Source organism: uncultured Pseudomonas sp., assembly GCF_943846705.1.
Taxonomy (GTDB): Bacteria; Pseudomonadota; Gammaproteobacteria; order Pseudomonadales; family Pseudomonadaceae; genus Aquipseudomonas.
The window spans coordinates 4,026,787-4,051,074 of sequence record NZ_OX044366.1 but is presented as its reverse complement, the minus strand read 5'-3'; the positions used below and the strand labels follow the sequence as shown (position 1 = coordinate 4,051,074).

Below are 24,288 nucleotides of genomic sequence, written 5' to 3'. Positions count from 1 at the left end.
GAGTGCCTGCGGGCGCTCGGTTGATGACTTATTTTCACGGAGAATCAAGATGCTGAAAAAGCACACGCTGATGGGTGTTGCCATTGCGCTGACCCTGTCCGCTGGCGGCGCGTTCGCTGCAGTTTCGCCTACGGAGGCGGCCAAGTTGGGTGCAAGCCTCACCCCATTTGGTGCCGAGAAAGCCGGTAACGCAGCGGGCACTATTCCTGAGTGGACCGGCGGTATTACCACGGCTCCAGCTGGTTACACCACACCAGGCCAGCACCACGTTGACCCTTTTGCCGGTGACAAGCCATTGTTCACCATCACCAAGGCCAATCTGGATCAGTACAAAGACAACCTGACCCCAGGTCAGATTGCCATGTTTAATACTTACCCGAACAGCTACCAGATGCCGGTCTATCAGACCCGTCGTTCCGGCTCTGCGCCAAAGTGGGTGTACGACAACACCTTGAAGAACGCCACCACTGCCAAGCTGCTCGATGGCGGTAACGGCTTCTCCGATGCCTACGGTGGTATCCCATTCCCGATCCCGCAGAATGGTGTCGAGGCGCTGTGGAACCACGTTGCCCGCTACCGTGGTACATACATCGTGCGCCGCGCTTCGGAAGTGGCTGTGCAGCGTAACGGGGCTTATTCCTTGGTGACCTCGCAGCAGGAGGCCATGTTCAAATTCTACAACCCGAAAGGCACGGCTGCTGACCTGAACAACATCATGTTCTACTACCTGTCCTTCACCAAGAGTCCGGCGCGCCTGGCTGGTGGCGCGGTACTGCTACACGAAACCCTGGATCAAGTTAAAGAGCCACGTCAGGCGTGGGGTTATAACGCCGGTCAGCGCCGCGTACGTCGCGCGCCGAACCTGGCGTATGACACCCCGATCGCGGCGGCTGACGGCCTGCGCACTGCAGACGACACCGACATGATCAACGGCTCGCCAGATCGTTATGACTGGAAGCTGGTGGGCAAGAAGGAAATTTACATCCCGTACAACAGCTACAAAGTCACCAGCCCGGACGTCAAGTACAAGGACCTGCTGCAAGTCGGTCACTTGAATCCGGCGTTGACGCGTAACGAGCTGCACCGTGTATGGGTGGTTGAGGGCACGCTGAAATCAGGCGCTCGCCACATCTATTCCAAGCGCACCCTGTTCCTCGATGAGGACAGCTGGCAAGCCGCAGTGGTTGATCAGTACGACGGTCGCGGCGAGCTGTGGCGCGTGTCGATTGCCTACCTGAAGAACTACTACGATCTGCCGACCACCTGGTCTGCGCTGGATACCTTCCACGATCTGCAGGCGCGTCGTTACCACGTACAAAACCTGGATAACGAAGAGCCAAGCACCATCGATTTCAGCCAGCCAGTGCCGGATGATGGTTACTTCAAACCTGCTGCGCTGCGTCGTCGCGGTACGCGTTAATCTGCATGTGGGTTTTGCAAAAGGCCGCTACCGTTGTAGCGGCCTTTTGCTATTTATCTGTCGAACAGGGCATGGTAGACGGCCGGGTTTAACAAAACATAACGTCGCGCCGATTGTCAGGCCTTTTGAAAGCTCAGTAGGATAGGCGCACTGCTATAAGGGTAGTGCGACCTATAAGAATAAGGGGGGAAGGTATATGAGTGAGCCCGTTATGCGGCGCACCCAGGCCGGTCATGTTGTGGGGGCTTCCCGCACGCCGGGGTTCCGCCACTCACCGATAGCCAAAGCGCTGTCGCTGTGCAGTGTGCTATCCATGCTGATGCTGGCCAGTGCACCACTGCAAGCTGCCAGCGATGAAGGCAGTAAATTCTCGATCATGTCTGCCAAGGCCGAGCATAGCTTGCTGCTGGATGTTGCCAGCCTGGGCAAGCGCTTGGTCACCGTCGGTGATCGTGGACATATCCTCCTCTCCGATGACAACGGCGCGAGCTGGGTGCAGGCCAAAGTGCCGACCAAGCAAATGCTTACTGCCGTGTTCTTTATCGACGATAGCCATGGCTGGGCCGTCGGTCACGATGCGCAGATTTTAGCTAGCACCGATGGTGGTGCTACCTGGGTCAAGCAGTTCGAAGACCTCGAGCGTGAAGAGGGTGCTCCGTTCCTTGATGTCTGGTTTAAGGATCGTAATAACGGTTTTGTTGTGGGTGCCTATGGCGCTCTGCTGGAAACCACCGATGGTGGTGCCAATTGGGTTGATATTGGCGAGCGTATGGGCAACGAAGACCTTTATCACCTCAACGCTATCGTCGAGGTTAAAGACTCCGGCCTGTTTGTCGTCGGCGAGCAAGGCGTGATGTTCCGCTCACCCGATTGGGGGCAAACCTGGGAAACGCTAGAGGGCCCTTATGAGGGCTCACTGTTTGGTGCCTTGGGTACTGATGAAGCCGGAGCGTTACTGGTTTATGGCCTGCGTGGGCACTTGTTCCGCTCGGCTGACTTCGGTACGACCTGGCAAGCGATCAGCTTGAATACCGCCCACAATGGCCCTCTGGAGTTTGGTCTGGCTGACGGTAATCGTCTGGCCGACGGCTCCATTGTGGTGGTTGGGCATGGCGGTACCGTACTCAAGAGCACCGACAACGGCCGCAATTTCAGTGTGACCAATCGTGCCGACCGGCTTTCGCTGGCAGGCGTTGCAGCAATGGAAAACGGCAATCTGATTCTGGTAGGGCAGGGTGGCGTTCACGCTGCTGCGCCTACGGGCGCCGATCTGGGCCAACAACAATAAGCCGGGAGCCTTTGCATGAGTAAGCATCAACAACAACCTGCCTCCTTCTTGGAGCGGTTGATCTTCAATAATCGTCCGGCCGTGATTCTGCTGTGTTTGTTGATCAGTGTGTTTCTGTTCTTCCAAGCGTCGCAAGTGCGTCCACAGACCAGCTTCGAGAAGATGATTCCGCTGGGGCATCCTTATATTCAGAAGATGCTCGAGCATCGCAATGACCTGGCCAACCTCGGCAACACCGTGCGTATTTCGGTGGAAGCGGTGGATGGCGATATCTTCTCCAAGGAATACATGGAGACGCTGCGTCTGATCAACGACGAAGCCTTCTACATTCCAGGTGTCGACCGTTCTGGTCTTAAGTCACTGTGGAGCCCCAGCGTGCGCTGGACCGAAGTGACCGAGGAAGGTTTTGCCGGCGGTGAAGTGATTCCGCAAACCTATGACGGCTCCTCGGATAGCCTGGAAGAGCTGCGCAGTAATATTCTCAAGTCTGGGCAGATTGGCCGATTGGTCGCCAACAACTTCAAGTCGAGCATCGTCGACTTGCCGCTGCTGGAAACCTATGCCGACCCTGATGACATGAGTAAACAGATCCCTCTCGATTACCAGAAGTTCTCTCATGAACTGGAAGAGAAGATCCGCGACAAGTACCAGGCGCAGAATCCTAACGTCAAAATCCATATCATTGGTTTCGCTAAAAAAGTTGGCGACCTGATCGATGGTTTGATGGGCGTAGCACTGTTTTTTGCCGTGGCAATCGCGATCACTTTTGTGCTGCTGCTGTGGTTCACCCACTGTTTCAAAAGCACCCTGGCCGTGGTGGTCACTACGCTGATCGCAGTGGTCTGGCAGCTGGGCTTGCTGCATACCCTGGGCTTCGGGCTTGATCCCTATTCGATGCTGGTACCGTTTCTGGTCTTCGCCATTGGTATTTCCCATGGCGTGCAGAAGATCAACGGTATTGCCATGGCCTCGGGTGAGGCGACAGATCCCTTGTCTGCGGCACGTATGGCCTTCCGTCAGCTGTTTATTCCAGGTTTGGTTGCGTTGCTGTCGGATGCCGTGGGCTTTATCACCCTGCTGCTGATCGATATCGGCGTGATCCGTGAACTGGCCATCGGCGCATCCATGGGTGTGGCGGTGATTATCCTGACCAACCTGATTCTGCTGCCAGTGATGATTTCCTATATCGGCATCAGCAAGAAGGCAGTGAGGATCAGCCGCGAGGACGCGGCCAAGGAGCACCCGTTCTGGCGCTTTCTGTCCAAGTGTGCGCACCCGATGGTGGCGCCGATTTCCGTGGTGGTTGCTGTCGCAGCCTTGGCTGGCGGCGTGTGGTACGGGCAGAACCTGAAGATCGGTGACCTCGATCAAGGCGCGCCTGAGCTGCATCCGGACTCGCGCTACAACCTGGATAACGATTTCGTCATCCGCAACTACTCCACCAGTTCCGATGTGCTGGTGATCATGGTCAAGACGGCATCTGAAGGGTGTTCGACCTATCAGACACTGTCGGCCATGGACGAGTTGATGTGGAAGATGGAGAACACTGAAGGCGTGCAGTCGGCCATCTCCATGGTCACCGTGTCGCGTCAGGTGATCAAAGGCATGAACGAGGGCAACCTGAAGTGGGAAACCCTGTCGCGCAATCAGGACATGCTGAACAACTCCATTGCCCGGGCCGATGGCCTGTACAACAGTGATTGTTCGGTGGCCCCGGTGTTGGTGTTCCTTACCGATCACAAGGCAGAAACCTTGTCCCGTGCGGTTGATGTCGCCGAAGACTTTGCCAAGGAGAACAACCAGGAAGGTCTTGAGTTCGTCTTGGCAGCGGGTAACGCAGGCATCGAGGCGGCCACCAACGAGGTGATCGCAGCATCGGAAACCACCATGCTGATCGCGGTGTATGCGGCCGTGAGCATCATGTGCCTGCTGACCTTCCGTTCGCTGGCAGCCACCCTTTGCGTAATCCTGCCGCTGGTACTCACTTCGGTACTGGGCAACGCGTTGATGGCCTATATGGGCATCGGTGTGAAGGTGGCGACTCTGCCGGTAATCGCCTTGGGTGTTGGTATTGGTGTCGACTACGGCATCTATATTTACAGCCGCCTGGAAACCTACTTGCGTCAAGGTTTGTCGTTGCAGGACGCTTACTACGAAACGCTCAAGTCGACGGGTAAAGCGGTGCTGTTCACCGGCGTCTGTCTGGCAATCGGCGTGGCCACCTGGATCTTCTCGACGATCAAGTTCCAGGCTGACATGGGCTTGATGCTGACCTTTATGTTCCTCTGGAACATGATCGGTGCGATCTGGCTGCTGCCTGCCCTGGCACGCTTCCTGATCAATCCAGAGAAGCTGCGCAACAAGGCCTAAGCCTGATACCTGGCAACACTAAAAACCGCGGCCCTAGGGTCGCGGTTTTTTATTGCGGGTCTACTCGCTAAGGCTTGAGCCAGGCAGCCGCTAGACGATGTAGGGCGGAGCGCATAGGCATGAGCTATGTGCTGATGTTCCTATGTGCAGTCAGTTGCGCCATGACCCAGCCAGCGCTTGGCGGGCTATGTGGGCCCGCCGTTTTGCAGGTCAGGCGACTCCACACACACCGCTCTAGAACAAGCGTACGCCCGATCACTTCGGCTTGTTGGCTGGCCTCGCCATGCAGCCGGTTAGCGTGGGTAGAGTGGAGGCAGCGTGCTGGTGTCTGTATTGGCGGTGCTTTCCAGGTCTTCAGTGGCGGGCAGGCTGCGGATTGCCAGCCATAGATTACGACCCTGCCAATGCTGACCGCTTTCGCTGTAGAGCGCGCCATTCAGGCCGTCGAGGGCGTCGGACAGCGGGGTAAAGCGCGCTGCCATATCCGCCAGGGTTTCCGGTTGTTGGCGCGCCCAGGCATCGAGCGCATGGCGGGTGGCTTGCGAATCGTTTGCCAGGCAGGTGCGTTTGAGGTCATCGAGCAGGTTGCGCGGGCTCGGGCCTGTTTGCTGGCTGGGCAGTACAGCAGGCTGACGGCGGGCGCGCCACCATAGCGTAAAGCCGAGTAGGGTGGTCAGCCCCAACAGCCCAGTGCTCAACTGCCAGGGCCATAGCTGTACGTCGGCAGCTTGGCTGACGGCAGGGCGCTCGGCTGCAACAGGCAGGGCTTCTAGGTTTGGATTGGCGGCCACTTGTAGGTTGCGTGCTGGCAAGCTGCTGTGTTCCAGCTGATCGGTCTGGGTGTTCCACCACCGCACTTCAACAGCCGGCAGGGCAATCATGCCTTCACGATTGGCCACCAGGGCTTCACGTTCTTCGCGGCTACCCGTCAAGCCATTTTCGCTGACCTGATTGGCCAGCTGTGGTTGGTCCGGGTAGCGCCGCAAGCCGGCAGCTTGGGTGGCCGGCAGTGGCGGCAATTGTGCACTGGCCAGGCCTTCGGCCTTGAGCAGCAGGCTGCGGGTCAGCGAGTCGCCGACGCGAGCGTCTTCCGGTTGTGGGCTCCACACTTCACTGAGGCTCAGCGCGCGTGCCGGTAGCCAGGGGGCATCGGCGGGGTAGCTGGCTGGTTTGGCTTTCACCATCAGCGGGATTTCTGGCGATTTAACCCGCACAACCTTGCCGGGGCGTGGGCCGAACGGGTTGTAAGTGTTACTGGCCGAGCGATCAACTGCTGTGGCGGTAAAGGCTTGCGCGGGGATCAGCAGCTCGCCACTTTCCTGGGGAAAGATGGCATAGCGCAATTCGATGACACCATGACGCACACCATTGATGTCTTTCTCATAGGTGCGCGGCTCACCCAAGGCTTCAACGCGTGCCTGGGGCATCTCCAGTGGGGTCAGGTTGCTGTCGTCGTAAAGCGAAACGGAATGGTAGATGCGCAGCGTCAACACGCTTTGTGCCTGCACGTAAACGCTTTCCTGATCCAGGCTGGCATCGATAAATACCGGGGCCAGGCGGTTGTCAGCGGCGCTAGTGGTTTCTTGCACGTGCAGGGTAATGGGTGCGCTTTGCAGTTGAGCGAGGCTCAGTGGCGGGATCACTACATAACCGCTGTGCTTGGGTTGCAGGGTGATGATCCAGCGGGTACTGGCCTGTGCGCCACCGCTGCCGTTGCTCAGGCGATTGACCTGGCGGGTGCCGAGCACGTCGAACAGCTGATTGAGCGGTTGCAGGTCGGGTTTGCCAAATAGCGTGGCGTCCTCTGATTCCAGGGTCAGCTCTACGCTTTCACCGGCGTTCAGGCGGGTGCGGTCAACTGTGGCGTTCAGGCTTAGCGCGTAGGCGTTGATGGCCAGCAGGCTAAGTAAAAGGGTACAGAGCAGTCGGCTCATTGCAGTTGTTCCTGGCGCAGTTGTTGTTCCAGCCTGAATTTACGTCGCAGCAATTCACCCGGGTCATCGGGGATCTGCCGCAACCATTGTTCCAACGCCTGGCGACGCTCGCCGTCGAGGGCCGGTTCGGCGTTGGCGCGCTGCTCTTCAGGGCTGTCGCTGTGGTCTTCTTGCGGTTGCTGTGGCGTGCTATGCGCTGCTTCGTCTGAGTCGGGTTGAGCGGGTTTTTGGCCCTGATTATCAGGCTCTGCTTGCGACTCTGCCTGGGTCGCAGGCGCTTGCTCGGCCTGTTGCGGGGCTTGCTGATTGGGCTGCCCGGCTTGTGCCTGGGCTCCGGGTTGATTCTGCTGCTCGCTGGGTTCTTCTGCGGTGTCCGGCTGGTCCTGTTGTTGCTGGGCTTGCTGCAACAATGCTTCGACCAAGGTTTTATTTTTTTCTGCCTGGGCCAAGTCAGGCTGCAACTCCAGCGCCTGGGTATAAGCGTCTATGGCGGCTTCCAGTTCATTGCTGCGCGCCAGGGCGTTGCCACGGTTGTAGTGGTCGCTGGCCGTTTCACCATTGGCGAAACGTTCGGCAGCAGCGGCGTATTCGCCGGCTTGGTAGAGGGCTTGGCCTTGCCAGCGCAGGTCATTAAAGCGCTGCGCCGCCGCCGCCGGTTGCTGCGCGTCGAGCAGGCGCTGGCCTTGTTGATCGGCGCGTAGCCAGAGGTCTTCAAAGCTGAAGGCGTAGCTGTTCTGCGGTAGCCCCAACAGCAACAACGGCAGGCACAGTAGCCAGCCGCGCCGCGCCGCGCAGGCCGCCAGTAACAGCAGCGGCAGCAGTAACCAGTGGCTTTGATCGGCCCAGGCTTGCAGGCGGGTCATCTCGCCGTCACGGCGCACCTGTAGGGGGGCGTCCAGCAGGCCCAGGGTACGCAAGTCGTGCTCATCCAGGGTTGCGCCCTGGTATTGGCCGCCGAGTTGATTGGCAAAGCGTTTGAGGCCGTTGCTGTCCAGGCGTGGTAGCAGAATGGCACCTTGTGCATCCTTGAGGAACGCGCCGTCCTCCTGAATGATCGGTGCGCCCTGGGTGCTGCCGATACCGAGTATGTGTAAGCGATCGCCACGACGGCCGAGTGCTTGGCCAATGGCCTGGCGCTCAATTTCGCTCAGGGCGCTGGTCAGCAGCAGTAAGCGACCGTTGCCTTGGGCACCCTGCTCAAGCAGCTGCAGGGCCTTGGCCACGGCCAGGTCGGCGCGTGTGCCGGGCTCCGGCATGATCCCTGGGTTGAGGGCGTCGAGCAGGTTGCGGCTGGTGGACAGGTCGTCGGACAGCGGTACCACGGTGTGCGCGCTGCCGGCATACACGACGATGGCGGTTTGTGCGTCCTGGCGGGCTTGCAGCAGGTCGAGCAGTTTGTGTTTAGCCTGGGCCAGGCGATTGGGTGAGGCGTCGCTGGCAAGCATCTGCGGAGTCAGCTCAAGCAGCACCACCAGCGGATCCGCAGGCTTTGGGTTGTGTTGTTCGACCCGCTGCCAGCTCGGCCCGAGTAGTGCCAGCAGTGCCAGTAACCAAGCCAGGCCAAGGGCCAGCCAGGGCAGGCGACTGTTACGCCCGCTGCCAGTCGTTAGCAACGCGGCATGGAAGGCGCTTGGCAACAACGCTTGCCAGCGTCCGCTGCGCTTTTCCCGGTGCCAGAGTTTCCACAGCAGCACGCCCGCTAGCGGTATCAGTAGCAGCCAGAAGGGCCGTTGCCAGTGCGGCCAGAGGCTGGCTAGTTCGCTCATGGCGCTTTACCCCAAGTGGTCAGCCAGGTGCGCCAGCGTGGTTGCCGGGTTGGCCAGAGTGTTTGGCTGACCAGCAGCAGGCTAAGCAGGAGGGCGAGGCCCAGCGGCCAGGGGTAGAGTGGCAGGGTCGGCCGCGTCAGGGTAGGTTTCTGCGCCACCGGCTGCAGGCGATCCAGAGTGGCTTCGATGGCCTGCAGCTCCTTGCTGTCACGGGCGCGGAAGTATTCACCGCCGGTGGCATCGGCAATCGCGCGCAGGCCCGGCTCATCCAGGTCGATACCGGGGTTGAAGCCGAGCATGCCGAGTACACCGCCTTGTTCGGGGTCGGCACCGATGCCGATCGGGTAGATCGTTATGCCTTCCGCGGCGGCGAGGCGAGCGGCAGTCATCGGGTCGATCTCACCGCCGTTGTTGGCCCCATCTGTGACCAGAACCAGCACCCGACTTTGCGCCGGACGTTCGCGTAGGCGTTTCACCGCCAGACCAATGGCATCACCAATGGCGGTTTGCGGTCCGGCAATATTCTTTTGTGCTTCATCCAGCCAGGTGTGCACGGTCTGCCGGTCGAAGGTCAGCGGCGACTGCAGGTAGGCGCGGCTGCCAAACAGGATCAGACCGACGCGATCGCCCTGGCGGCCGTCGATAAACTCGCCCAGCAAGTGTTTGACCAGGGTCAGGCGGCTGACCTCCTGATCCTCCCATGTCATGTCGGCGTAATCCATCGAGCCGGATACATCCACGGCTAGCAACAGGTCGCGACCACTGGCGGGCAACGGCAATGGCTCGCCAAGCCATTGCGGGCGCGCGCACGCGAGCAGCAGCAAGAACCAGATCAGCGCAAACGGCACCTGTTGGCGCATGGCTGGCAGGCGTGGGCGGGCGCGGCGGCCGCTGAGGTTTTCCAGTTCAGCCAGAAAACTGACTTTCAGGGCCGCTTCGCCGCTGTCCGCCGGCGGTAGCCAGGCGCGTAGCAGCCAGGGCAGGGGCGCGAGAAGGAATATCCACAGCCAGGCAAACTCAAACATGTTTACGAATCCAGATCGACACGGCCTGATTAAGGCCAGCGATGGCTTTGTCATCCAGGCTGCAGTGCGCTCGGTAGGCCCCTTCGACCAGAATCATCCAGCGCGTCAGGCCGGCGGCTGGGCAGCGGCTGTCGAGAAAGGCCAGCCAGGCTCGGCTGCTGAGGACGTGGCTGTGGCTTTGTGGATAACGCTCGCGACACAGGCGTTTGAGGATGGCGTTGAGCTGTTGCAGCCAGGGCCCGGCATCGACACCGTCGTAGGGTTTTTTCAGCTGTTCGAGTTCGATCAATGCGGCCTGGCGCAAGGGATCGAGTGGTGCATCGCTCGAGGAGTCGGTGGCTTTGCGCGGCAGGCGTTTGAGCAACGTGAAGCCGCCCCACAGCAGCAACGGCAGTAGCAGCGCGAGCAACCACCAGCCCGGTGCCGGCGGCCACCAGCTGATGGCCGCCGGGGCGATCAGCGGTTCGAGTTGGTCGAGCGGGTTCACAATGCTTTCCTCGAGCGCTGGGCGTTCAGGTGCTCACGCAATTGCTCGAGCATTTCGCTTTGCGTGCTCAGTGGCAGCAGGGGCACGCCAAGTTTCTGCGCCAGGCGCTGCCAGCGCGCTTGGCGGGCGTCGGCCAGGCTGCGGTAAGCCTGACGCAGCTCGGGGTTCTGGGTGTCGAGTTCCAGTTGCGCGCCCTGTTCGGTAAAGCGCAGCAGGCCGGCATTGGGCAGCGCATGGTCGAGTGGGTCGGAGAGCGGCAGTAGCAGCAAGTCAGTATGCCGTGCGAGCAGCTGCAATTGCTGTTCACTGCTGTCGTTGAGTGTGCGCTCATCACATAGCACCACCACCAGGCTGCCGGGGCGCAACACTTCGCGCGCACGGCGCAGGGCCAGGCCAAAGCTGTCGCGCTCACCCTGGCTGTCGGTATTCAAGGCCTGGTTGGCTTTGGTCAGCCGGCTGAGCAATTGCAACAGGCTCTGCTTACTGCGCCGTGGTTTGATCTCGTGGTGTTCCAGGTCGCCGAAGACCAGGCCGCCAATACGGTCATTGTGCTCAAGTGCCGCCCAGCCGATCAGGCTGGCAGCCTGGGCAGCGAGTACCGACTTGAACATCAGGCCGGAGCCAAAGAACAGCCGCTTGCTCTGTTCAACCATGATGTAGATCGGCCGTTCGCGTTCTTCGTGGAACAGCTTGGTATGCGGTTCCTGAGTGCGCGCGGTAACCCGCCAGTCGATGGTGCGGACATCGTCGCCCGCCTGGTAAACCCGCACTTGGTCGAAGTCCACACCACGCCCGCGCAGTTTTGAATGGTGCAGGCCAATCAGTGGGCTGCGCTGCGCGGGAGTGGAAAACAGATGCACTTCACGCACACGGTGACGCATCTCGATCAGTTCACCGAGGCTGACGCGAATGCCGGGCTGCGAGGGTTGGTCGTGCATGGCGTTTAGGCGACCGCCACGACGTCGAGAATACGTTGCACCACGCGGTCCTGATCGATGCCGGCGGCTTCCGCCTCGAACGACAGGATGATGCGGTGACGCAGTACATCGAACAGCACCGCTTGAATGTCTTCCGGGCTGACGAAGTCACGCCCGGCCAGCCAGGCATGCGCACGGGCGCAGCGGTCCAGGGCGATCGAGCCGCGTGGGCTGGCGCCGTAGGCGATCCACTCGGCCAGTTCCGGGTCGAACTTGGCCGGCGTGCGCGAGGCCATCACCAGCTGCACCAGGTATTCCTCCACCGCGTCGGCCATGTACAGACCGAGGATTTCCTGGCGGGCGGCAAAGATCGCCTGCTGGCTGACCAGCTGCTCAGGCTTGGTTTCGCCGTTAAGCGCTTCGCCACGGGCCTGGGCGAGAATCTTGCGTTCTACGCTGGCGTCCGGGAAGCCGATCTTTACGTGCATCAGGAAGCGGTCGAGCTGGGCTTCGGGCAGCGGGTAAGTGCCTTCCTGCTCAATCGGGTTCTGCGTGGCCATCACTAAAAACAGTGGCGACAGGTGATAGGTGCTACGGCCCACGCTGACCTGGCGCTCGGCCATGGCTTCGAGCAGCGCGGACTGCACTTTGGCCGGCGCGCGGTTGATCTCATCGGCCAGTACCAAATTGTGGAAGATCGGCCCCTGCTGAAACACGAAACTGCCGGTTTCCGGACGGTAAATCTCGGTGCCGGTGATGTCGGCCGGGAGCAGATCCGGGGTGAACTGGATGCGGTGAAACTCGGCTTCGATGCCTTCCGCCAACTCCTTGATCGCCTTGGTCTTGGCCAGGCCGGGAGCGCCCTCAACCAGCATGTGGCCATCAGCGAGCAAGGCAATCAGCAGCCTTTCGATGAGTTTTTCCTGGCCGAGGATCTGGCTTGAAAGAAAATGTCGCAGCGCGATAAGCGCTTCACGGTGTTCCATCGTTAAGCTCATCCGGCAAATGTGACCAGCGGGTCGTGAGACTCGCCAGAGTTAAGAGGCAGCCACTTTAATGCAATCGCTACCTCCTAGACTAACGTTGAACAACAAGGTTGTGGCGAAGGTCCTTTTCGCGGCTGCCCCTAGTCGAATCACAAGCCAAATGGAGCACACCCATGGCGTTCTTTACGGCGGCCAGCAAAGCCGATTTTCAGCATCACCTGCAAACGGCGCTGGCGCAGCACGTCAGCGAACAGGCCTTGCCACAAGTAGCCCTGTTCGCCGAGCAATTCTTCGGCATCATCGCCCTTGAGGAGCTGACCCAGCGTCGCCTCTCTGATCTGGTCGGCTGCACCTTGTCGTCCTGGCGGGTGCTGGAGCGTTTTGAACCGAGCAAGCCTGAGGTGCGGGTCTTCAACCCCGATTATGAGAAGCACGGCTGGCAGTCCACCCACACCGCCGTGGAAGTTCTGCACAGCGATATCCCCTTCCTGGTCGACTCGGTGCGCATGGAGCTAAACCGGCGTGGTTACAGCATCCACACCTTGCAGAACAGCGTGTTCAGCGTGCGCCGTAACAAAAGCGGCGAGCTGCAGGAAATCCTGCCCAAAGGTGCCCAGGGCGAAGGCGTCCAGCAAGAAGCGCTGATGTTCCTGGAGATCGATCGCTGCTCCAGCGCCGGCGAACTGAAGACGCTGAGCAAAGCCCTGCAAGACGTCTTTAGCGATGTACGCCTGAGTGTGGCGGATTTCCAGCCAATGAAGGCCAAGGCCAAGGAGCTGCGGGCCTGGCTGGATAAGGCCAAGCTCAAGGTTGAGGGCGCCGAGCTGGAAGAGGTCAAGGTGTTTATGAGCTGGTTGCTCGATGACCACTTCACCTTCCTCGGCTATGAAGAGTTCACCGTGGCCGACAGCGCCGCTGGTGGCACTGTAGTGTATGACGAGAAATCCCTGCTGGGCCTGTCTAAAAGCCTGCGTGCGGGGCTGAAGGCGGATGACACGCACATCGAGCCGGAGGCGGTCAGTTACCTGCGTGAGGCGCAGTTGCTGTCGTTTGCCAAGGCCGCTGTGCCGAGCCGTGTTCACCGTCCGGCCTATCCTGATCTGGTGTCGATTCGTGAACTGGACAGCACCGGCAAGGTCATCAAGGAATGCCGCTTTATGGGCCTGTACACCTCATCGGTGTATGCCGAGAGCGTGTGGAACATCCCCTATATCCGCCGCAAGATTGCCGTCATTGAGCAGCGCTCGGGTTTTGATAGCAGCGCGCACTTGGGCAAAGAACTGGCTCAGGTGCTGGAAGTACTGCCGCGTGACGACCTGTTCCAGACCTCGGTGGATGAGTTGTTCAACACCACCATGGCCATCGTGCAGATTCAGGAGCGCAACAAGATTCGCGTGTTCCTGCGCCGCGATCCTTATGGGCGCTTCTGCTATTGCCTGGCCTATGTGCCGCGAGATGTGTATTCCACCGAGACCCGCCTGAAAATCCAGCAGGTACTGATGGAGCGTCTGCAGGGGATTGATTGCGAGTTCTGGACCTTTTTCTCCGAGTCGGTACTGGCGCGGGTGCAGTTCATTCTCAAGGTCGACCCGAAGAATCGCGTGCAGATCGACCCCGCGCGCCTGGAAAAAGAAGTGATCCAGGCCTGCCGCTCGTGGAAGGATGATTACACCAGTTTGATGGTGGAAAGCCTCGGCGAGGCGCAAGGCACTGAAGTGTTGAGTGAGTACCTGGACGGTTTTCCGGCGGGCTACCGCGAGCGTTTTGCCCCGCATTCGGCGGTGGTGGACATGCAGCACCTGCTCAGCCTGAACACTGAGCGGCAACTGGTGATGAGCTTTTATCAGCCACTGACCCAGGGGCAGCAGCAGTTGCACTGCAAGCTCTACCACGCTGACACGCCGCTGCCGCTGTCAGACGTGCTGCCGATCCTGGAAAACCTCGGTCTGCGCGTGCTTGGCGAGTTCCCCTACAAGCTGCGCCGCGCCGATGGTCGCGAGTTCTGGATCCATGACTTTGCCTTCACCTATGCCGAAGGCCTAGATGTCGACATCCAGCAGCTCAACGACACCTTGCAGGACGCCTTCGTCAATATCGTCGGCGGCGCGGCAGAGAATGATGGCTTCAACCGTCTGGTGCTGATGGCCGCCATGCCGTGGCGCGATGTGGCGTTGCTGCGTGCCTATGCGCGCTACCTCAAGCAGATTCGTCTGGGCTTCGACTTGAGTTACATCGCCGGCACCCTGGTCAATCACGCGAATATCGCCAAGGAACTGGTGCGTCTGTTCAAGACGCGCTTCTATTTGGCCCGCAAGCTCACCGCCGATGACCTGGAAGACAAGCAGCAGAAGCTTGAACAGGCGATTCTGGCGGCCCTGGATAACGTCGCCGTACTCAACGAAGACCGCATCCTGCGCCGCTACCTCGACCTGATCAAAGCCACCCTGCGCACCAACTTCTACCAGACCGATGCGGCCGGGCAGCACAAAGCCTACTTCAGCTTCAAGCTCAACCCGCGCGCCATTCCGGATATTCCACGACCGACGCCGAAGTTTGAAATTTTCGTATATTCGCCGCGGGTTGAAGGTGTGCACCTGCGCTTCGGTGACGTCGCCCGTGGCGGCCTGCGTTGGTCGGACCGCGAGGAAGACTTCCGTACCGAAGTACTCGGCCTGGTTAAAGCCCAGCAGGTGAAGAACGCCGTCATCGTGCCGATGGGTGCGAAGGGCGGCTTTGTGCCGCGCCGTCTGCCGCTCGCAGGCACCCGCGATGACGTGCTGGCGGAAGGCATCGCCTGCTACCGCATCTTTATCAGTGGCTTGCTGGATATCACCGACAACCTCAAAGAGGGCGTCGTGGTGCCGCCGCAGAATGTCGTGCGCCACGACGGCGACGATCCTTATCTGGTGGTGGCCGCCGACAAAGGCACCGCGACCTTCTCCGACATCGCCAACGGCATTGCCGCCGACTACGGCTTCTGGCTAGACGATGCGTTCGCTTCGGGCGGCTCGGCCGGTTACGACCACAAAGGCATGGGCATTACCGCCAAGGGCGCGTGGGTGTCGGTGCAGCGCCACTTCCGCGAGCGCGGTATCGATGTGCAGAAGGACAACGTTACGGTGATCGGTATCGGCGATATGGCCGGTGACGTGTTTGGTAACGGCCTGTTGCTCTCGGAAAGCCTGCAGCTGGTGGCAGCCTTCAACCACATGCACATCTTTATCGACCCTAACCCGGACGCCGCCAAGAGCTTTGTCGAGCGTCAGCGCCTATTCGATCTGCCGCGCTCCAGCTGGACCGATTACGACGCCAAGCTGATTTCGGCCGGCGGTGGGATCTTCCTGCGCAGCGCCAAGAGCATTCCGATCAGCGCACAGATGAAAGAGCGCTTTGATATCAGCGCCGACAAGCTGGCGCCGAATGAGCTGCTCAATGCCTTGCTCAAAGCGCCGGTCGACCTGCTGTGGAACGGCGGCATTGGCACCTACGTTAAATCCAGCAAGGAAAGCCACGCCGATGTCGGCGACAAGGCCAACGATTTGCTGCGTGTAGACGGCCGCGAACTGCGTGCCAAAGTGCTGGGTGAGGGCGGTAACCTCGGCATGACCCAGCTGGGGCGCGTCGAATACGGTCTTAATGGCGGCAAGAGCAACACCGACTTTATCGACAACGCCGGTGGTGTTGACTGCTCTGACCACGAAGTGAATATCAAGATCCTGCTCGGGGAAATCGTTGCCGCGGGTGATATGACCGGCAAGCAGCGTAACAAGCTGATGGTGGACATGACCGACGCCGTCAGCGGCCTGGTGTTGGGCAACAACTACAAACAAACCCAGGCGCTGTCACTGGCCGAGCGCCGTGCGCGCGAGCGGGGCGGTGAGTACAAGCGGCTGATGTCGGCGCTGGAAACTGCTGGCAAGTTGGACCGTGCTCTGGAGTTTCTACCCACCGACGACGAGCTCAATGAGCGTGCGGCTAAAGGGCAAGGTTTGACCCGTCCTGAGCTGTCGGTGTTGATTTCCTACAGCAAGATCGACCTGAAAGAGTCACTGCTCAAATCGCGGGTGCCGGATGACGAGTACCTGGCGCGGGAGATGGAAACCGCCTTCCCGCCGCTGCTGGCGGAGAAGTTCGGTGAGCCGATGCGTCGCCATCGACTCAAGCGCGAAATCGTCAGCACGCAGATCGCCAACGATCTGGTCAACCACATGGGCATTACCTTCGTGCAACGCTTGAAGGAGTCCACCGGTATGAGCGCGGCGAATGTCGCGGGTGCTTATGTGATCGTGCGTGACCTGTTCCGTCTGCCGCATTGGTGGCAGCAGATTGAGGCGCTGGACTCCAAGGTGCCGGCTGAGTTGCAGCTGCAACTGATGGATGAGTTGATGCGTCTGGGGCGCCGGGCTACTCGCTGGTTCCTGCGCAGTCGGCGCAATGATCTGGATGCGGCCCGCGATGTGGCGCACTTTGCACCGCGTATCGAAGCCCTGGTTGGGTGCCTGGATGAGCTGCTCGAAGGCCCTGCTCGCGAGCAGTGGCTGGCGCGATTCCAGGGGTATGTCGAGGCCGGTGTGCCGGAAGAGTTGGCGCGGGTGGTGGCTGGCACTAGCCACCTGTACACCCTGTTGCCGATTATCGAAGCGTCGGATGTGACTGGGCAGGAGCCTGCTCGTGTGGCGGCTGCCTACTTCACGATGGGCGGTTCTCTGGAGTTGTCCTGGTACCTGCAGCAGATCAGTGGTCTGCCGGTGGAAAACAACTGGCAAGCGCTGGCCCGTGAAGCCTTCCGCGATGACTTGGACTGGCAGCAGCGGGCGATTACCGTATCAGTGCTGCAAATGGCCGAAGGGCCGGCGGATATCGAAGAGCGGGTCGGCGTGTGGCTGGATCAGCATCGTCGCTTGGTAGATCGCTGGAAGCTTATGCTCGGTGAGTTGCGTGCTGCCACGGCGACCGATTACGCCATGTATGCGGTGGCCAATCGTGAGCTGATGGACCTGGCGCAAAGCGCTTAAGAGGGATCGGCGCAGGCCTGGCCTGCGCCGGCTTAACGCATAAAAAAGCCCCGCAGATGCGGGGCTTTTTTATGCGGCTCGCTAATCAGCGAATGCTAATCGTCGAAGTCCATCCAGCCGCCCATCTCCTTCCAGCGATTGACGATGCCGCAGTACAGCTCGGCAGTCTTCTCGGTGTCGTAACGGGCGGAGTGTGCTTCCTTGCCGTCGAAATCGATGCCGGCCGCCTGGCAGGCCTTGGCCAGCACGGTCTGGCCATAGGCAAGGCCGGCCAGGGTAGCGGTGTCGAAGCTGGAGAACGGGTGGAACGGATTACGCTTGATGCCGGTGCGGGCCACGGCAGCATTGAGGAAGCCGAGGTCGAAGCTGCTGTTATGGCCGACCAAGATTGCCCGTTTGCAGCTGTTGGCTTTCAGCGACTTGCGCAGGCTGCGGAAAATTTCCGTCAGGGCGTGCTCTTCGCTCACGGCCATGCGCAAAGGGTGATCAAGTTTGATCCCGGTGAAGTCCAGCGCGGCCTGCTCAATATTGGCGCCGGCAAACGGCTCAACACGGAAAAACTGGGTGTGCTCCGGATAGAGGAAGCCGCCTTCGTCCATGCCAATGGTGGTGGCAGCAATTTCCAGCAGGGCGTCGGTGGCGCAGTTAAAACCACCGGTTTCCACATCCACGACTACCGGCAGGTAGCCACGAAAGCGTGCGGCCATTGGGTGGCGCGGGCCTGAGTGGCTGTTGCTCTCGGGCTCGTCGTCATACAGGTCTTCACTCACGCTTGATTCTCCAGCAGACGCCAGCGCATGGTTTCACCGGCGCGCAGGGGGATAACGATTTGCTCGCCTAGGGGCAAGCTGGCAGGGGCTGTCCAGTCTTCACGGACCAGGGTGATGCGGTCGCTGTTACGCGGCAAGCCGTAGAAATCCGGGCCGTTGAGGCTGGCAAAGGCTTCCAGTTTATCCAGCGCATTGCGCTGCTCGAAGGCTTCGGCATACAGCTCAATCGCCGCATAGGCGCTGTAGCAACCAGCGCAGCCGCAGGCGGCTTCCTTGGCGTGCTTGGCGTGCGGGGCCGAGTCGGTGCCGAGGAAGAACTTGGCGTTGCCGCTGGTGGCCGCATCCAGCAAGGCTTCCTGATGGATGTTGCGCTTGAGGACTGGCAGGCAAAAGAGGTGCGGACGAATACCGCCAACCAGCATGTGGTTGCGGTTGTACAGCAAGTGGTGGGCGGTGATGGTCGCACCAACGTTGGCCGGAGCACTCTGCACGAACTCCACTGCATCGCGGGTGGTGATGTGCTCGAAGACCACTTTAAGGCTCGGGAAACGCTCAACCACACGGGTCAGGTGTTCGTCGATAAAGGCCTTCTCGCGATCGAATATATCGATCTCGCTGCGCGTTACTTCACCGTGCACCAGCAACGGCATGCCCACTTCGGCCATGGTTTCGAGCACCGGGAAAATCTTGTCGATACTGGTTACGCCGGAATCCGAGTTGGTGGTGGCGCCCGCCGGATAGAGCTTGGCTGCATGTACGAAACCTGAAGCCATGGCGTTGCGAATATCGTCTGGCTGGGTCAAATCGGTGAGGTACAGCACCATTAACGGCTGAAAATGGCTGCCGGCTGGGCGAGCGCTGAGAATGCGCTGGCGGTAAGCGTCGGCTTCACTGGCGTTGCGCACGGGCGGCACCAGGTTAGGCATGATGATGGCGCGGCCAAAGGTGCGGGCTACATCAGCGACGGTGTGCGGTAGCACGTTACCGTCACGCAGGTGGATGTGCCAGTCGTCAGGACGCAGCAGGGTAAGGCGGTCGGTCATGGAAGCTTCCAGGCGGGCAAAACGTGACGAGAATGCTACCGGAAAAGGCCCTTGGCAGCACGTTGAAAGCGGCTCAATCGGGCAAAGCTGACTGGAGTTTGGGCTGTGCGGCGTCGATGCGTGGGCAATAGGCATAACCCTGTTCTCAAGTTTTCCAGGTTGTCACCGATAGAAAAGAGGTAAGCCGTATCCACTGGAGTCTGTCGTGCGACCCTATCCACTCGCAGTGCTGTGCCTGCTGGCAAGCCAGTCTGTTCTTGCCATCAGCTTCCAGACCCGTCTGGAGAAGATCGAGTGGCAGGTCGAAGGCGATCAGTTCGAGTGCCGTCTGTCGCAGCCCATCACCGACTTCGGTTCCGGGGTATTTGTGCGCCGTGCTGGCGAGCAGGTGACGTTCAGTCTGAAAGCCCGCGAGCGCTGGCTGGGGAGCGGCAGTGCGACCTTGCTGGCGGCGGCTGCGCCTTGGCAGCCGGGACGCGGCGATATCAACCTCGGCTCGGTCAGCGTGGTACCGGCCGAAGTGTTGTTTAACAGCTCCCAACAGCAGGGCGTGCGTTTGCTCAGCGGTTTGCTTGAAGGACGCAGCCCTCTTGTGCGGCATCGCGCGGCAATGGGCGGTGAGACGGTTGAAGTGCGCTTGCTGCCGGCCAAGTTTAAAAAAGCCTACAGCGACTATTTGGGGTGCACGAGCAAGTTGCTGCCGGTGAACTTTGATCAGGTGCGCAAAAGCCTGGTGGGCTTTCCGGGTGGCGGCGTCGATCTTGAACCATTGGCCCAAGCCAAGCTGGATATCATTCTGGACTTTCTCAAGGCCGACCCCAGTGTCAATCGCATCCAGCTCGATGGGCATGCCGATAACAGCGGCAATCGCCTGACCAACCGTGACCTGTCGCGCCGCCGGGCGCTGGCGGTGATGGAGTATTTCAAGGCCAGGGGAGTTCCGGCCGAGCAGATCACCCTGCGTTTTCATGGTGAGCGTTACCCGCTGGTACCCAATAACAAGGAAGCCAACCGGGCAAAAAATCGCCGGGTAAGCATCCTCCTTGAGCGCGTACCTGAGGCCGCCGTGCCGCCGGCTCCTGCGGCTGCAGCGGCTGATCCTGGCGCGACTTCTTAGCGCCTGTCGTTCGTCCGTTGCCCAACAATAAACCGTCGCGTGGTCGTCACAAGCTGTCGCGCCTCTGTAAATCAGACGGCATGGGCAGTAGAATCACGGGTTTCCCGCACAACCCCGTGGAGTTGATGGCATGGCCGACGTAAACAAGGTAGTCCTGGCATATTCCGGTGGCCTGGACACTTCCGTGATCCTCAAGTGGCTGCAAGATACCTATAACTGCGAAGTGGTGACCTTCACCGCTGACCTCGGCCAAGGTGAGGAAGTCGAGCCGGCCCGCGCCAAGGCTCAGGCCATGGGCGTCAAGGAAATCTACATCGACGACCTGCGCGAAGAGTTCGTCCGTGATTTCGTTTACCCGATGTTCCGCGCCAACACCGTCTATGAAGGCGAGTACCTGCTGGGCACGTCCATCGCGCGTCCACTGATCGCCAAGCGCTTGATCGAAATCGCCAACGAGACCGGCGCTGACGCCATCTCCCACGGTGCCACCGGTAAAGGTAACGACCAGGTGCGTTTCGAACTCGGTGCCTACGCACTCAAGCCGGGGGTAAAAGTGATTGCGCCATGGCGCGAGTGGGACCTGCTGTCGCGCGAGAAGCTGATGGACTACGCCGAGAAGCATGCGATCCCGATCGAGCGTCATGGCAAGAAGAAGTCGCCGTACTCGATGGATGCCAACCTGCTGCACATCTCCTATGAAGGCGGCGTGCTGGAAGACACCTGGACCGAGCACGAAGAAGACATGTGGAAGTGGACGGTCTCCCCTGAGGCCGCGCCGGACACTGCAACCTATATCGAGCTGACCTACCGCGCCGGTGACATCGTCGCCATCGACGGCAAGGCAATGAGCCCCGCCACCGTATTGGCTGAGCTGAACCGCATCGGCGGCGAGAACGGCATCGGTCGTCTGGACATCGTCGAGAACCGCTTTGTCGGCATGAAGTCCCGTGGCTGCTACGAGACCCCCGGCGGCACGATCATGCTCAAAGGCCACCGCGCCATCGAGTCGATCACCCTCGACCGCGAAGTCGCGCACCTGAAAGACGAGCTGATGCCTAAGTACGCCAGCCTGATCTACAACGGTTTCTGGTGGAGCCCAGAGCGTCTGATGCTGCAGCAGATGATCGACGCGTCCCAGGCCAACGTGAACGGTGTGGTGCGTATGAAGCTGTACAAAGGCAACGTGATCATCACCGGGCGCAAGTCCGATGATTCGTTGTTCGACGCCAATATCGCCACCTTTGAAGAAGACGGCGGTGCTTACAACCAGCAGGACGCTGCGGGCTTTATCAAGCTCAATGCCCTGCGTATGCGTATTGCCGCCGGCAAAGGGCGCAAGATGCTCTGATAGACTTGAGCAGCTGAGCCACCCCAAACCCCGGCCATAAGCCGGGGTTTGCATTTATAAGCCCGGCATAGCGGGCACGATGAGGAGACACTGAATGAGACTGCTGCATACCATGCTGCGCGTCGGCGATATGGATAAATCCATCGCGTTCTACACCGAAGTGCTGGGCATGACCCTGTTGCGCCGCAAGGACTACCCGGAGGGGCAGTTCACCCTGGCATTCGTCGGTTATGGTGACGAAGCACATAACAGCGTGATCGAACTGACGCATAACTGGGGTGTGGAGAGTTACGAGTTGGGCAGCGGCTATGGCCACATCGCCCTGGAAGTGGCTGATGTGTACAAGGCCTGCGATGACATTCGCCAGCGTGGCGGCAAGATCACCCGCGAGCCCGGCCCGATGAAGCATGGCAGCAGCATCTTGGCCTTTGTTGAAGACCCCGATGGCTACAAGATTGAACTGCTGTCGCCGTCGCGCGCCGACTAATACCTAGGTGTTAGCCACAAAAAAGCCCCGCATCATTGCGGGGCTTTTTGGTTTGGCTGGCTTACAGGTCAAAGTCGTATTCGGACAGTTGCCTGTTCAGACGACGTTCATCCAGCAGGTTATCGATGATGCGGCGCTTGGTCAGGTTGGTCTTGGCAATCTCAACCGGTGCCTCGACGTCATCGGCATCATCGGCCACAAAATCTTCGTCGAGCTCAAGATCTTCTTTATCAGTGCTCATTAGTCTCACTCCAGGCTACAAGGGCCATTTGCGCACCTTATAGCCGCAAAAGCGGAGCGGGTAAAAAAGTTTTTTTCAATCGCCTCATTGAGTCGCTGAATAGCTGCTCAATCGTCAGAAGTTTTCTGCTTGTATTCACACAGGTCTTCGATGCGGCAACTGCCACAGCGCGGCTTGCGCGCCTGGCACACGTAGCGCCCGTGCAGGATCAGCCAGTGGTGTGAGTCGAGAAGATATTGCTTGGGCACGAACTTCATCAGCTTGTTTTCCACCTCGACGACATTCTTGCCAGGGGCGATGCCGGTGCGGTTGCTGACGCGGAAGATATGCGTGTCCACTGCCATGGCCAGCTGCCGGAACGCCGTGTTAAGCACCACGTTGGCGGTCTTACGGCCTACTCCGGGCAAGGCTTCCAGCTCCTCGCGGGTTTCTGGCACCTGGCTGCCGTGGCGCTCAATCAATAAGCGGCAGGTTTCGATGACGTTCTTGGCTTTGCTGTTGTACAGGCCGATGGTCTTGATGTACTCGCTCAAGCCTTCAACGCCCAGGGCATAGATGGCCTCTGGTGTATTGGCCACCGGGAACAGCTTGGCCGTGGCCTTGTTGACGCTGACATCGGTGGCCTGGGCCGAGAGCGTGACGGCAATCAGCAGTTCGAACGGCGAGTTGTAGGCCAGCTCGGTCTTGGGTTCCGGGTTGTCTTCGTGCAGGCGACGGAAGATTTCCAGGCGCTTGGCAGCGTTCACTCGATCACTCCAGTCACCCGTACGCGACGGCTCTGCACCGGTGCGGCCACCTGCTGGGCTTTGGCTCGCTCGGCTAAGACTTCGTCCACGCGGTTTTTGCAGGCAATCAGCAAGCCCAGCACGATAAACGCGCCAGGCGGCAGGATGGCCAGCAGAAAGCCTTTGTATTCGGCAATCAGGGTGAGCTGCCAGTCGGCGGCCATGGGGCCGAACAGCAGGTGCATGTTGGCAAACACCGCACCGGTGCCGAGCAGCTCACGCAATGCGCCGATCATCACCAGTACAGCGCCGAAGCCCAGACCCATCATCAGGCCGTCGTAGGCAGCGCGCGCCGGGTCGTGTTTGGCGGCGAAGCCATCGGCGCGGCCGAGGATCACGCAGTTGGTGGTGATCAGCGGGATAAAGATGCCGAGTATCTGGTACAGCTCGTATGTGAAGGCCTGCATCAGCAGTTCGATGCAGGTGGTCAGGGCGGCAATGATCATCACAAAGGCGGGCAGGCGAACGGCGGTGTTAACCACGCCGCGCACCAGGGAAACCGCTGTGCCGGAACAGATCAGTACCACGGCGCTGGCCAGCGACAGCCCCAGGGCGTTAACCGCCGAGTTACTCACCCCCAGCAGCGGACAAAGACCGAGCAGTTGCACCAGGGCCGGGTTGTTCTTCCACAGGCCGTTAACTGTGATTTCGCGGTAGCTGGGACTAGCCATTGGACTTCACCTGGGCTGCGAACAGCTGCTCTTGATGGGCATCGAAATACTGCAAGGCTTTGTGCACGGCTTTGACCACTGCGCGCGGGGTAATGGTGGCGCCGGCAAACTGATCGAATTCGCCGCGATCCTTCTTCACCGCCCAGCCATCGCTGCTAGGCGCGCTCAGGGATTTACCGTCAAAGCTGCGAATCCAGGCGCTCTTGGCCAGCTCGATCTTGTCGCCCAGGCCTGGGGTTTCCCGGTGATTAAGCACGCGTACACCGGCGAGGCGGCCATCGACCCGAATGCCGACCAGCAGCTGGATCGCGCCGCTGTAACCGTCGGCTGCGGTGGCGCGCAGGATGATCGCGCTGGGTTTACCGTCTTTCAGGGCGATATAGGCTGCTTGCGGCGATTTGTTGCCCAGCAGCGGATCGTGCAGCTCGATGCTGTTGTCCAGCAAATGGTTGTCATAGCTGCCGTGCGGCAGGATCTCACTGAGGGCGCGCACTTGGGCTTCGCGCTCGGCGGTGGCGATGCGCCCGGCAGTGAATTGCTGCAGTACCGCCACTAGGCCGACGGTGGCAATCGCAAACAGGCCCAGTACCAGGCTGTTTTTCAGCATTGAACGACTAA

19 protein-coding genes are annotated in these 24,288 nt (G+C 60.0%); 7 read left to right on the top strand and 12 right to left on the bottom strand.

The window, feature by feature from the left end; translation table 11 throughout:
* Window positions 1-49: 49 nt before the first annotated feature.
* The 3 genes from Q0V31_RS18825 to Q0V31_RS18815 all read left to right on the top strand — a co-directional run bounded on the left by Q0V31_RS18825 (window position 50) and on the right by Q0V31_RS18815 (window position 5,078).
* The gene (locus tag Q0V31_RS18825; RefSeq protein WP_298190412.1) at window positions 50-1,420 is read left to right on the top strand and encodes a DUF1329 domain-containing protein; all 1,371 of its coding nucleotides are present in this window, start codon (window positions 50-52) and stop codon (window positions 1,418-1,420) included.
* 211 nt (window positions 1,421-1,631) lie between these two features.
* Window positions 1,632-2,708 (top strand): YCF48-related protein, encoded by a 1,077-nt coding sequence (locus Q0V31_RS18820; protein ID WP_298191144.1) that lies wholly within the window; start codon window positions 1,632-1,634, stop codon window positions 2,706-2,708.
* A gap of 15 nt (window positions 2,709-2,723) precedes the next feature.
* Window positions 2,724-5,078, top strand: coding sequence for an RND family transporter (locus Q0V31_RS18815; protein WP_298190411.1), 2,355 nt, complete (start codon window positions 2,724-2,726; stop codon window positions 5,076-5,078).
* 293 nt (window positions 5,079-5,371) lie between these two features.
* On the opposite strand, the gene Q0V31_RS18810 is transcribed toward Q0V31_RS18815, so the two are convergent.
* From Q0V31_RS18810 to Q0V31_RS18785, 6 genes are read right to left on the bottom strand one after another with little or no spacing between them, the layout of a single operon-like run.
* Complete coding sequence (locus Q0V31_RS18810) at window positions 5,372-7,012, bottom strand: BatD family protein (protein ID WP_298190408.1); 1,641 nt, start codon at window positions 7,010-7,012, stop codon at window positions 5,372-5,374.
* The gene (locus Q0V31_RS18805) at window positions 7,009-8,778 is read right to left on the bottom strand and encodes a VWA domain-containing protein (protein ID WP_298190405.1); all 1,770 of its coding nucleotides are present in this window, start codon (window positions 8,776-8,778) and stop codon (window positions 7,009-7,011) included. Before Q0V31_RS18805 ends, Q0V31_RS18810 begins: the two co-directional genes overlap by 4 nt.
* The gene (locus Q0V31_RS18800; RefSeq protein ID WP_298190402.1) at window positions 8,775-9,803 is read right to left on the bottom strand and encodes a VWA domain-containing protein; all 1,029 of its coding nucleotides are present in this window, start codon (window positions 9,801-9,803) and stop codon (window positions 8,775-8,777) included. The genes Q0V31_RS18805 and Q0V31_RS18800 overlap by 4 nt, the downstream gene beginning before the upstream one ends.
* On the bottom strand, window positions 9,796-10,290 hold the full coding sequence (locus tag Q0V31_RS18795) for a DUF4381 domain-containing protein (RefSeq protein ID WP_298190399.1): 495 nt from the start codon (window positions 10,288-10,290) through the stop codon (window positions 9,796-9,798). Before Q0V31_RS18795 ends, Q0V31_RS18800 begins: the two co-directional genes overlap by 8 nt.
* A complete protein-coding gene (locus Q0V31_RS18790) occupies window positions 10,287-11,228 on the bottom strand; it encodes a DUF58 domain-containing protein (RefSeq protein ID WP_298190396.1) in 942 nt (313 codons plus the stop codon). The genes Q0V31_RS18795 and Q0V31_RS18790 overlap by 4 nt, the downstream gene beginning before the upstream one ends.
* A gap of 5 nt (window positions 11,229-11,233) precedes the next feature.
* On the bottom strand, window positions 11,234-12,193 hold the full coding sequence (locus Q0V31_RS18785; protein ID WP_298190393.1) for a MoxR family ATPase: 960 nt from the start codon (window positions 12,191-12,193) through the stop codon (window positions 11,234-11,236).
* Between the two features lie 173 nt (window positions 12,194-12,366).
* Here Q0V31_RS18785 and Q0V31_RS18780 point away from each other — a divergent pair, with 173 nt between their 5' ends.
* Window positions 12,367-17,208: an NAD-glutamate dehydrogenase gene (locus tag Q0V31_RS18780; RefSeq protein ID WP_298190391.1), complete on the top strand. Its 4,842-nt coding sequence runs from the start codon at window positions 12,367-12,369 to the stop codon at window positions 17,206-17,208.
* 95 nt (window positions 17,209-17,303) lie between these two features.
* Here Q0V31_RS18780 and rnt read toward each other — a convergent pair whose 3' ends face one another.
* On the bottom strand, window positions 17,304-17,978 hold the full coding sequence (gene rnt / locus Q0V31_RS18775; RefSeq protein ID WP_298190387.1) for a ribonuclease T: 675 nt from the start codon (window positions 17,976-17,978) through the stop codon (window positions 17,304-17,306).
* Window positions 17,975-19,021, bottom strand: a complete 1,047-nt coding sequence (pyrC, locus tag Q0V31_RS18770; protein WP_298190383.1) for a dihydroorotase — start codon at window positions 19,019-19,021, stop codon at window positions 17,975-17,977. Before pyrC ends, rnt begins: the two co-directional genes overlap by 4 nt.
* Before the next feature lie 205 nt (window positions 19,022-19,226).
* Between pyrC and Q0V31_RS18765 the strand changes: the two genes are divergently transcribed.
* The 3 genes from Q0V31_RS18765 (at window position 19,227) to gloA (ending at window position 21,973) form a co-directional block, all read left to right on the top strand.
* Complete coding sequence (locus Q0V31_RS18765) at window positions 19,227-20,138, top strand: OmpA family protein (protein ID WP_298190380.1); 912 nt, start codon at window positions 19,227-19,229, stop codon at window positions 20,136-20,138.
* Window positions 20,139-20,268: 130 nt separating this feature from the next.
* Window positions 20,269-21,486: an argininosuccinate synthase gene (locus Q0V31_RS18760; protein ID WP_298190378.1), complete on the top strand. Its 1,218-nt coding sequence runs from the start codon at window positions 20,269-20,271 to the stop codon at window positions 21,484-21,486.
* A gap of 94 nt (window positions 21,487-21,580) precedes the next feature.
* Window positions 21,581-21,973 (top strand): lactoylglutathione lyase, encoded by a 393-nt coding sequence (gene gloA, locus Q0V31_RS18755; protein WP_298190375.1) that lies wholly within the window; start codon window positions 21,581-21,583, stop codon window positions 21,971-21,973.
* Window positions 21,974-22,034: 61 nt separating this feature from the next.
* Here gloA and Q0V31_RS18750 read toward each other — a convergent pair whose 3' ends face one another.
* The 4 genes from Q0V31_RS18750 to rsxG form a co-directional block, all read right to left on the bottom strand.
* On the bottom strand, window positions 22,035-22,214 hold the full coding sequence (locus Q0V31_RS18750; RefSeq protein WP_298190372.1) for a PA3496 family putative envelope integrity protein: 180 nt from the start codon (window positions 22,212-22,214) through the stop codon (window positions 22,035-22,037).
* Window positions 22,215-22,321: 107 nt separating this feature from the next.
* The gene (nth, locus tag Q0V31_RS18745) at window positions 22,322-22,960 is read right to left on the bottom strand and encodes an endonuclease III (protein WP_298190370.1); all 639 of its coding nucleotides are present in this window, start codon (window positions 22,958-22,960) and stop codon (window positions 22,322-22,324) included.
* A complete protein-coding gene (locus Q0V31_RS18740; protein ID WP_298190368.1) occupies window positions 22,957-23,670 on the bottom strand; it encodes an electron transport complex subunit E in 714 nt (237 codons plus the stop codon). The genes nth and Q0V31_RS18740 overlap by 4 nt, the downstream gene beginning before the upstream one ends.
* On the bottom strand, window positions 23,663-24,277 hold the full coding sequence (gene rsxG, locus Q0V31_RS18735; RefSeq protein WP_298191142.1) for an electron transport complex subunit RsxG: 615 nt from the start codon (window positions 24,275-24,277) through the stop codon (window positions 23,663-23,665). Before rsxG ends, Q0V31_RS18740 begins: the two co-directional genes overlap by 8 nt.
* Between the last annotated feature and the right edge of the window lie 11 nt (window positions 24,278-24,288).

What these genes read in the sequence shown, in the direction of transcription:
- Q0V31_RS18785 (WP_298190393.1), bottom strand. Translation starts at nt 12,193, where the DNA reads ATGGAACACCGTGAAGCGCTTATCGCGCTGCGACATTTTCTTTCAAGC.
- gloA (WP_298190375.1), top strand. Translation starts at nt 21,581, where the DNA reads ATGAGACTGCTGCATACCATGCTGCGCGTCGGCGATATGGATAAATCC.
- rsxG (WP_298191142.1), bottom strand. Translation starts at nt 24,277, where the DNA reads ATGCTGAAAAACAGCCTGGTACTGGGCCTGTTTGCGATTGCCACCGTC.
- Q0V31_RS18815 (WP_298190411.1), top strand. Translation starts at nt 2,724, where the DNA reads ATGAGTAAGCATCAACAACAACCTGCCTCCTTCTTGGAGCGGTTGATC.
- Q0V31_RS18805 (WP_298190405.1), bottom strand. Translation starts at nt 8,778, where the DNA reads ATGAGCGAACTAGCCAGCCTCTGGCCGCACTGGCAACGGCCCTTCTGG.
- Q0V31_RS18760 (WP_298190378.1), top strand. Translation starts at nt 20,269, where the DNA reads ATGGCCGACGTAAACAAGGTAGTCCTGGCATATTCCGGTGGCCTGGAC.
- Q0V31_RS18790 (WP_298190396.1), bottom strand. Translation starts at nt 11,228, where the DNA reads ATGCACGACCAACCCTCGCAGCCCGGCATTCGCGTCAGCCTCGGTGAA.
- pyrC (WP_298190383.1), bottom strand. Translation starts at nt 19,021, where the DNA reads ATGACCGACCGCCTTACCCTGCTGCGTCCTGACGACTGGCACATCCAC.
- Q0V31_RS18820 (WP_298191144.1), top strand. Translation starts at nt 1,632, where the DNA reads ATGCGGCGCACCCAGGCCGGTCATGTTGTGGGGGCTTCCCGCACGCCG.
- Q0V31_RS18780 (WP_298190391.1), top strand. Translation starts at nt 12,367, where the DNA reads ATGGCGTTCTTTACGGCGGCCAGCAAAGCCGATTTTCAGCATCACCTG.
- Q0V31_RS18750 (WP_298190372.1), bottom strand. Translation starts at nt 22,214, where the DNA reads ATGAGCACTGATAAAGAAGATCTTGAGCTCGACGAAGATTTTGTGGCC.
- Q0V31_RS18740 (WP_298190368.1), bottom strand. Translation starts at nt 23,670, where the DNA reads ATGGCTAGTCCCAGCTACCGCGAAATCACAGTTAACGGCCTGTGGAAG.
- Q0V31_RS18825 (WP_298190412.1), top strand. Translation starts at nt 50, where the DNA reads ATGCTGAAAAAGCACACGCTGATGGGTGTTGCCATTGCGCTGACCCTG.
- Q0V31_RS18810 (WP_298190408.1), bottom strand. Translation starts at nt 7,012, where the DNA reads ATGAGCCGACTGCTCTGTACCCTTTTACTTAGCCTGCTGGCCATCAAC.
- Q0V31_RS18800 (WP_298190402.1), bottom strand. Translation starts at nt 9,803, where the DNA reads ATGTTTGAGTTTGCCTGGCTGTGGATATTCCTTCTCGCGCCCCTGCCC.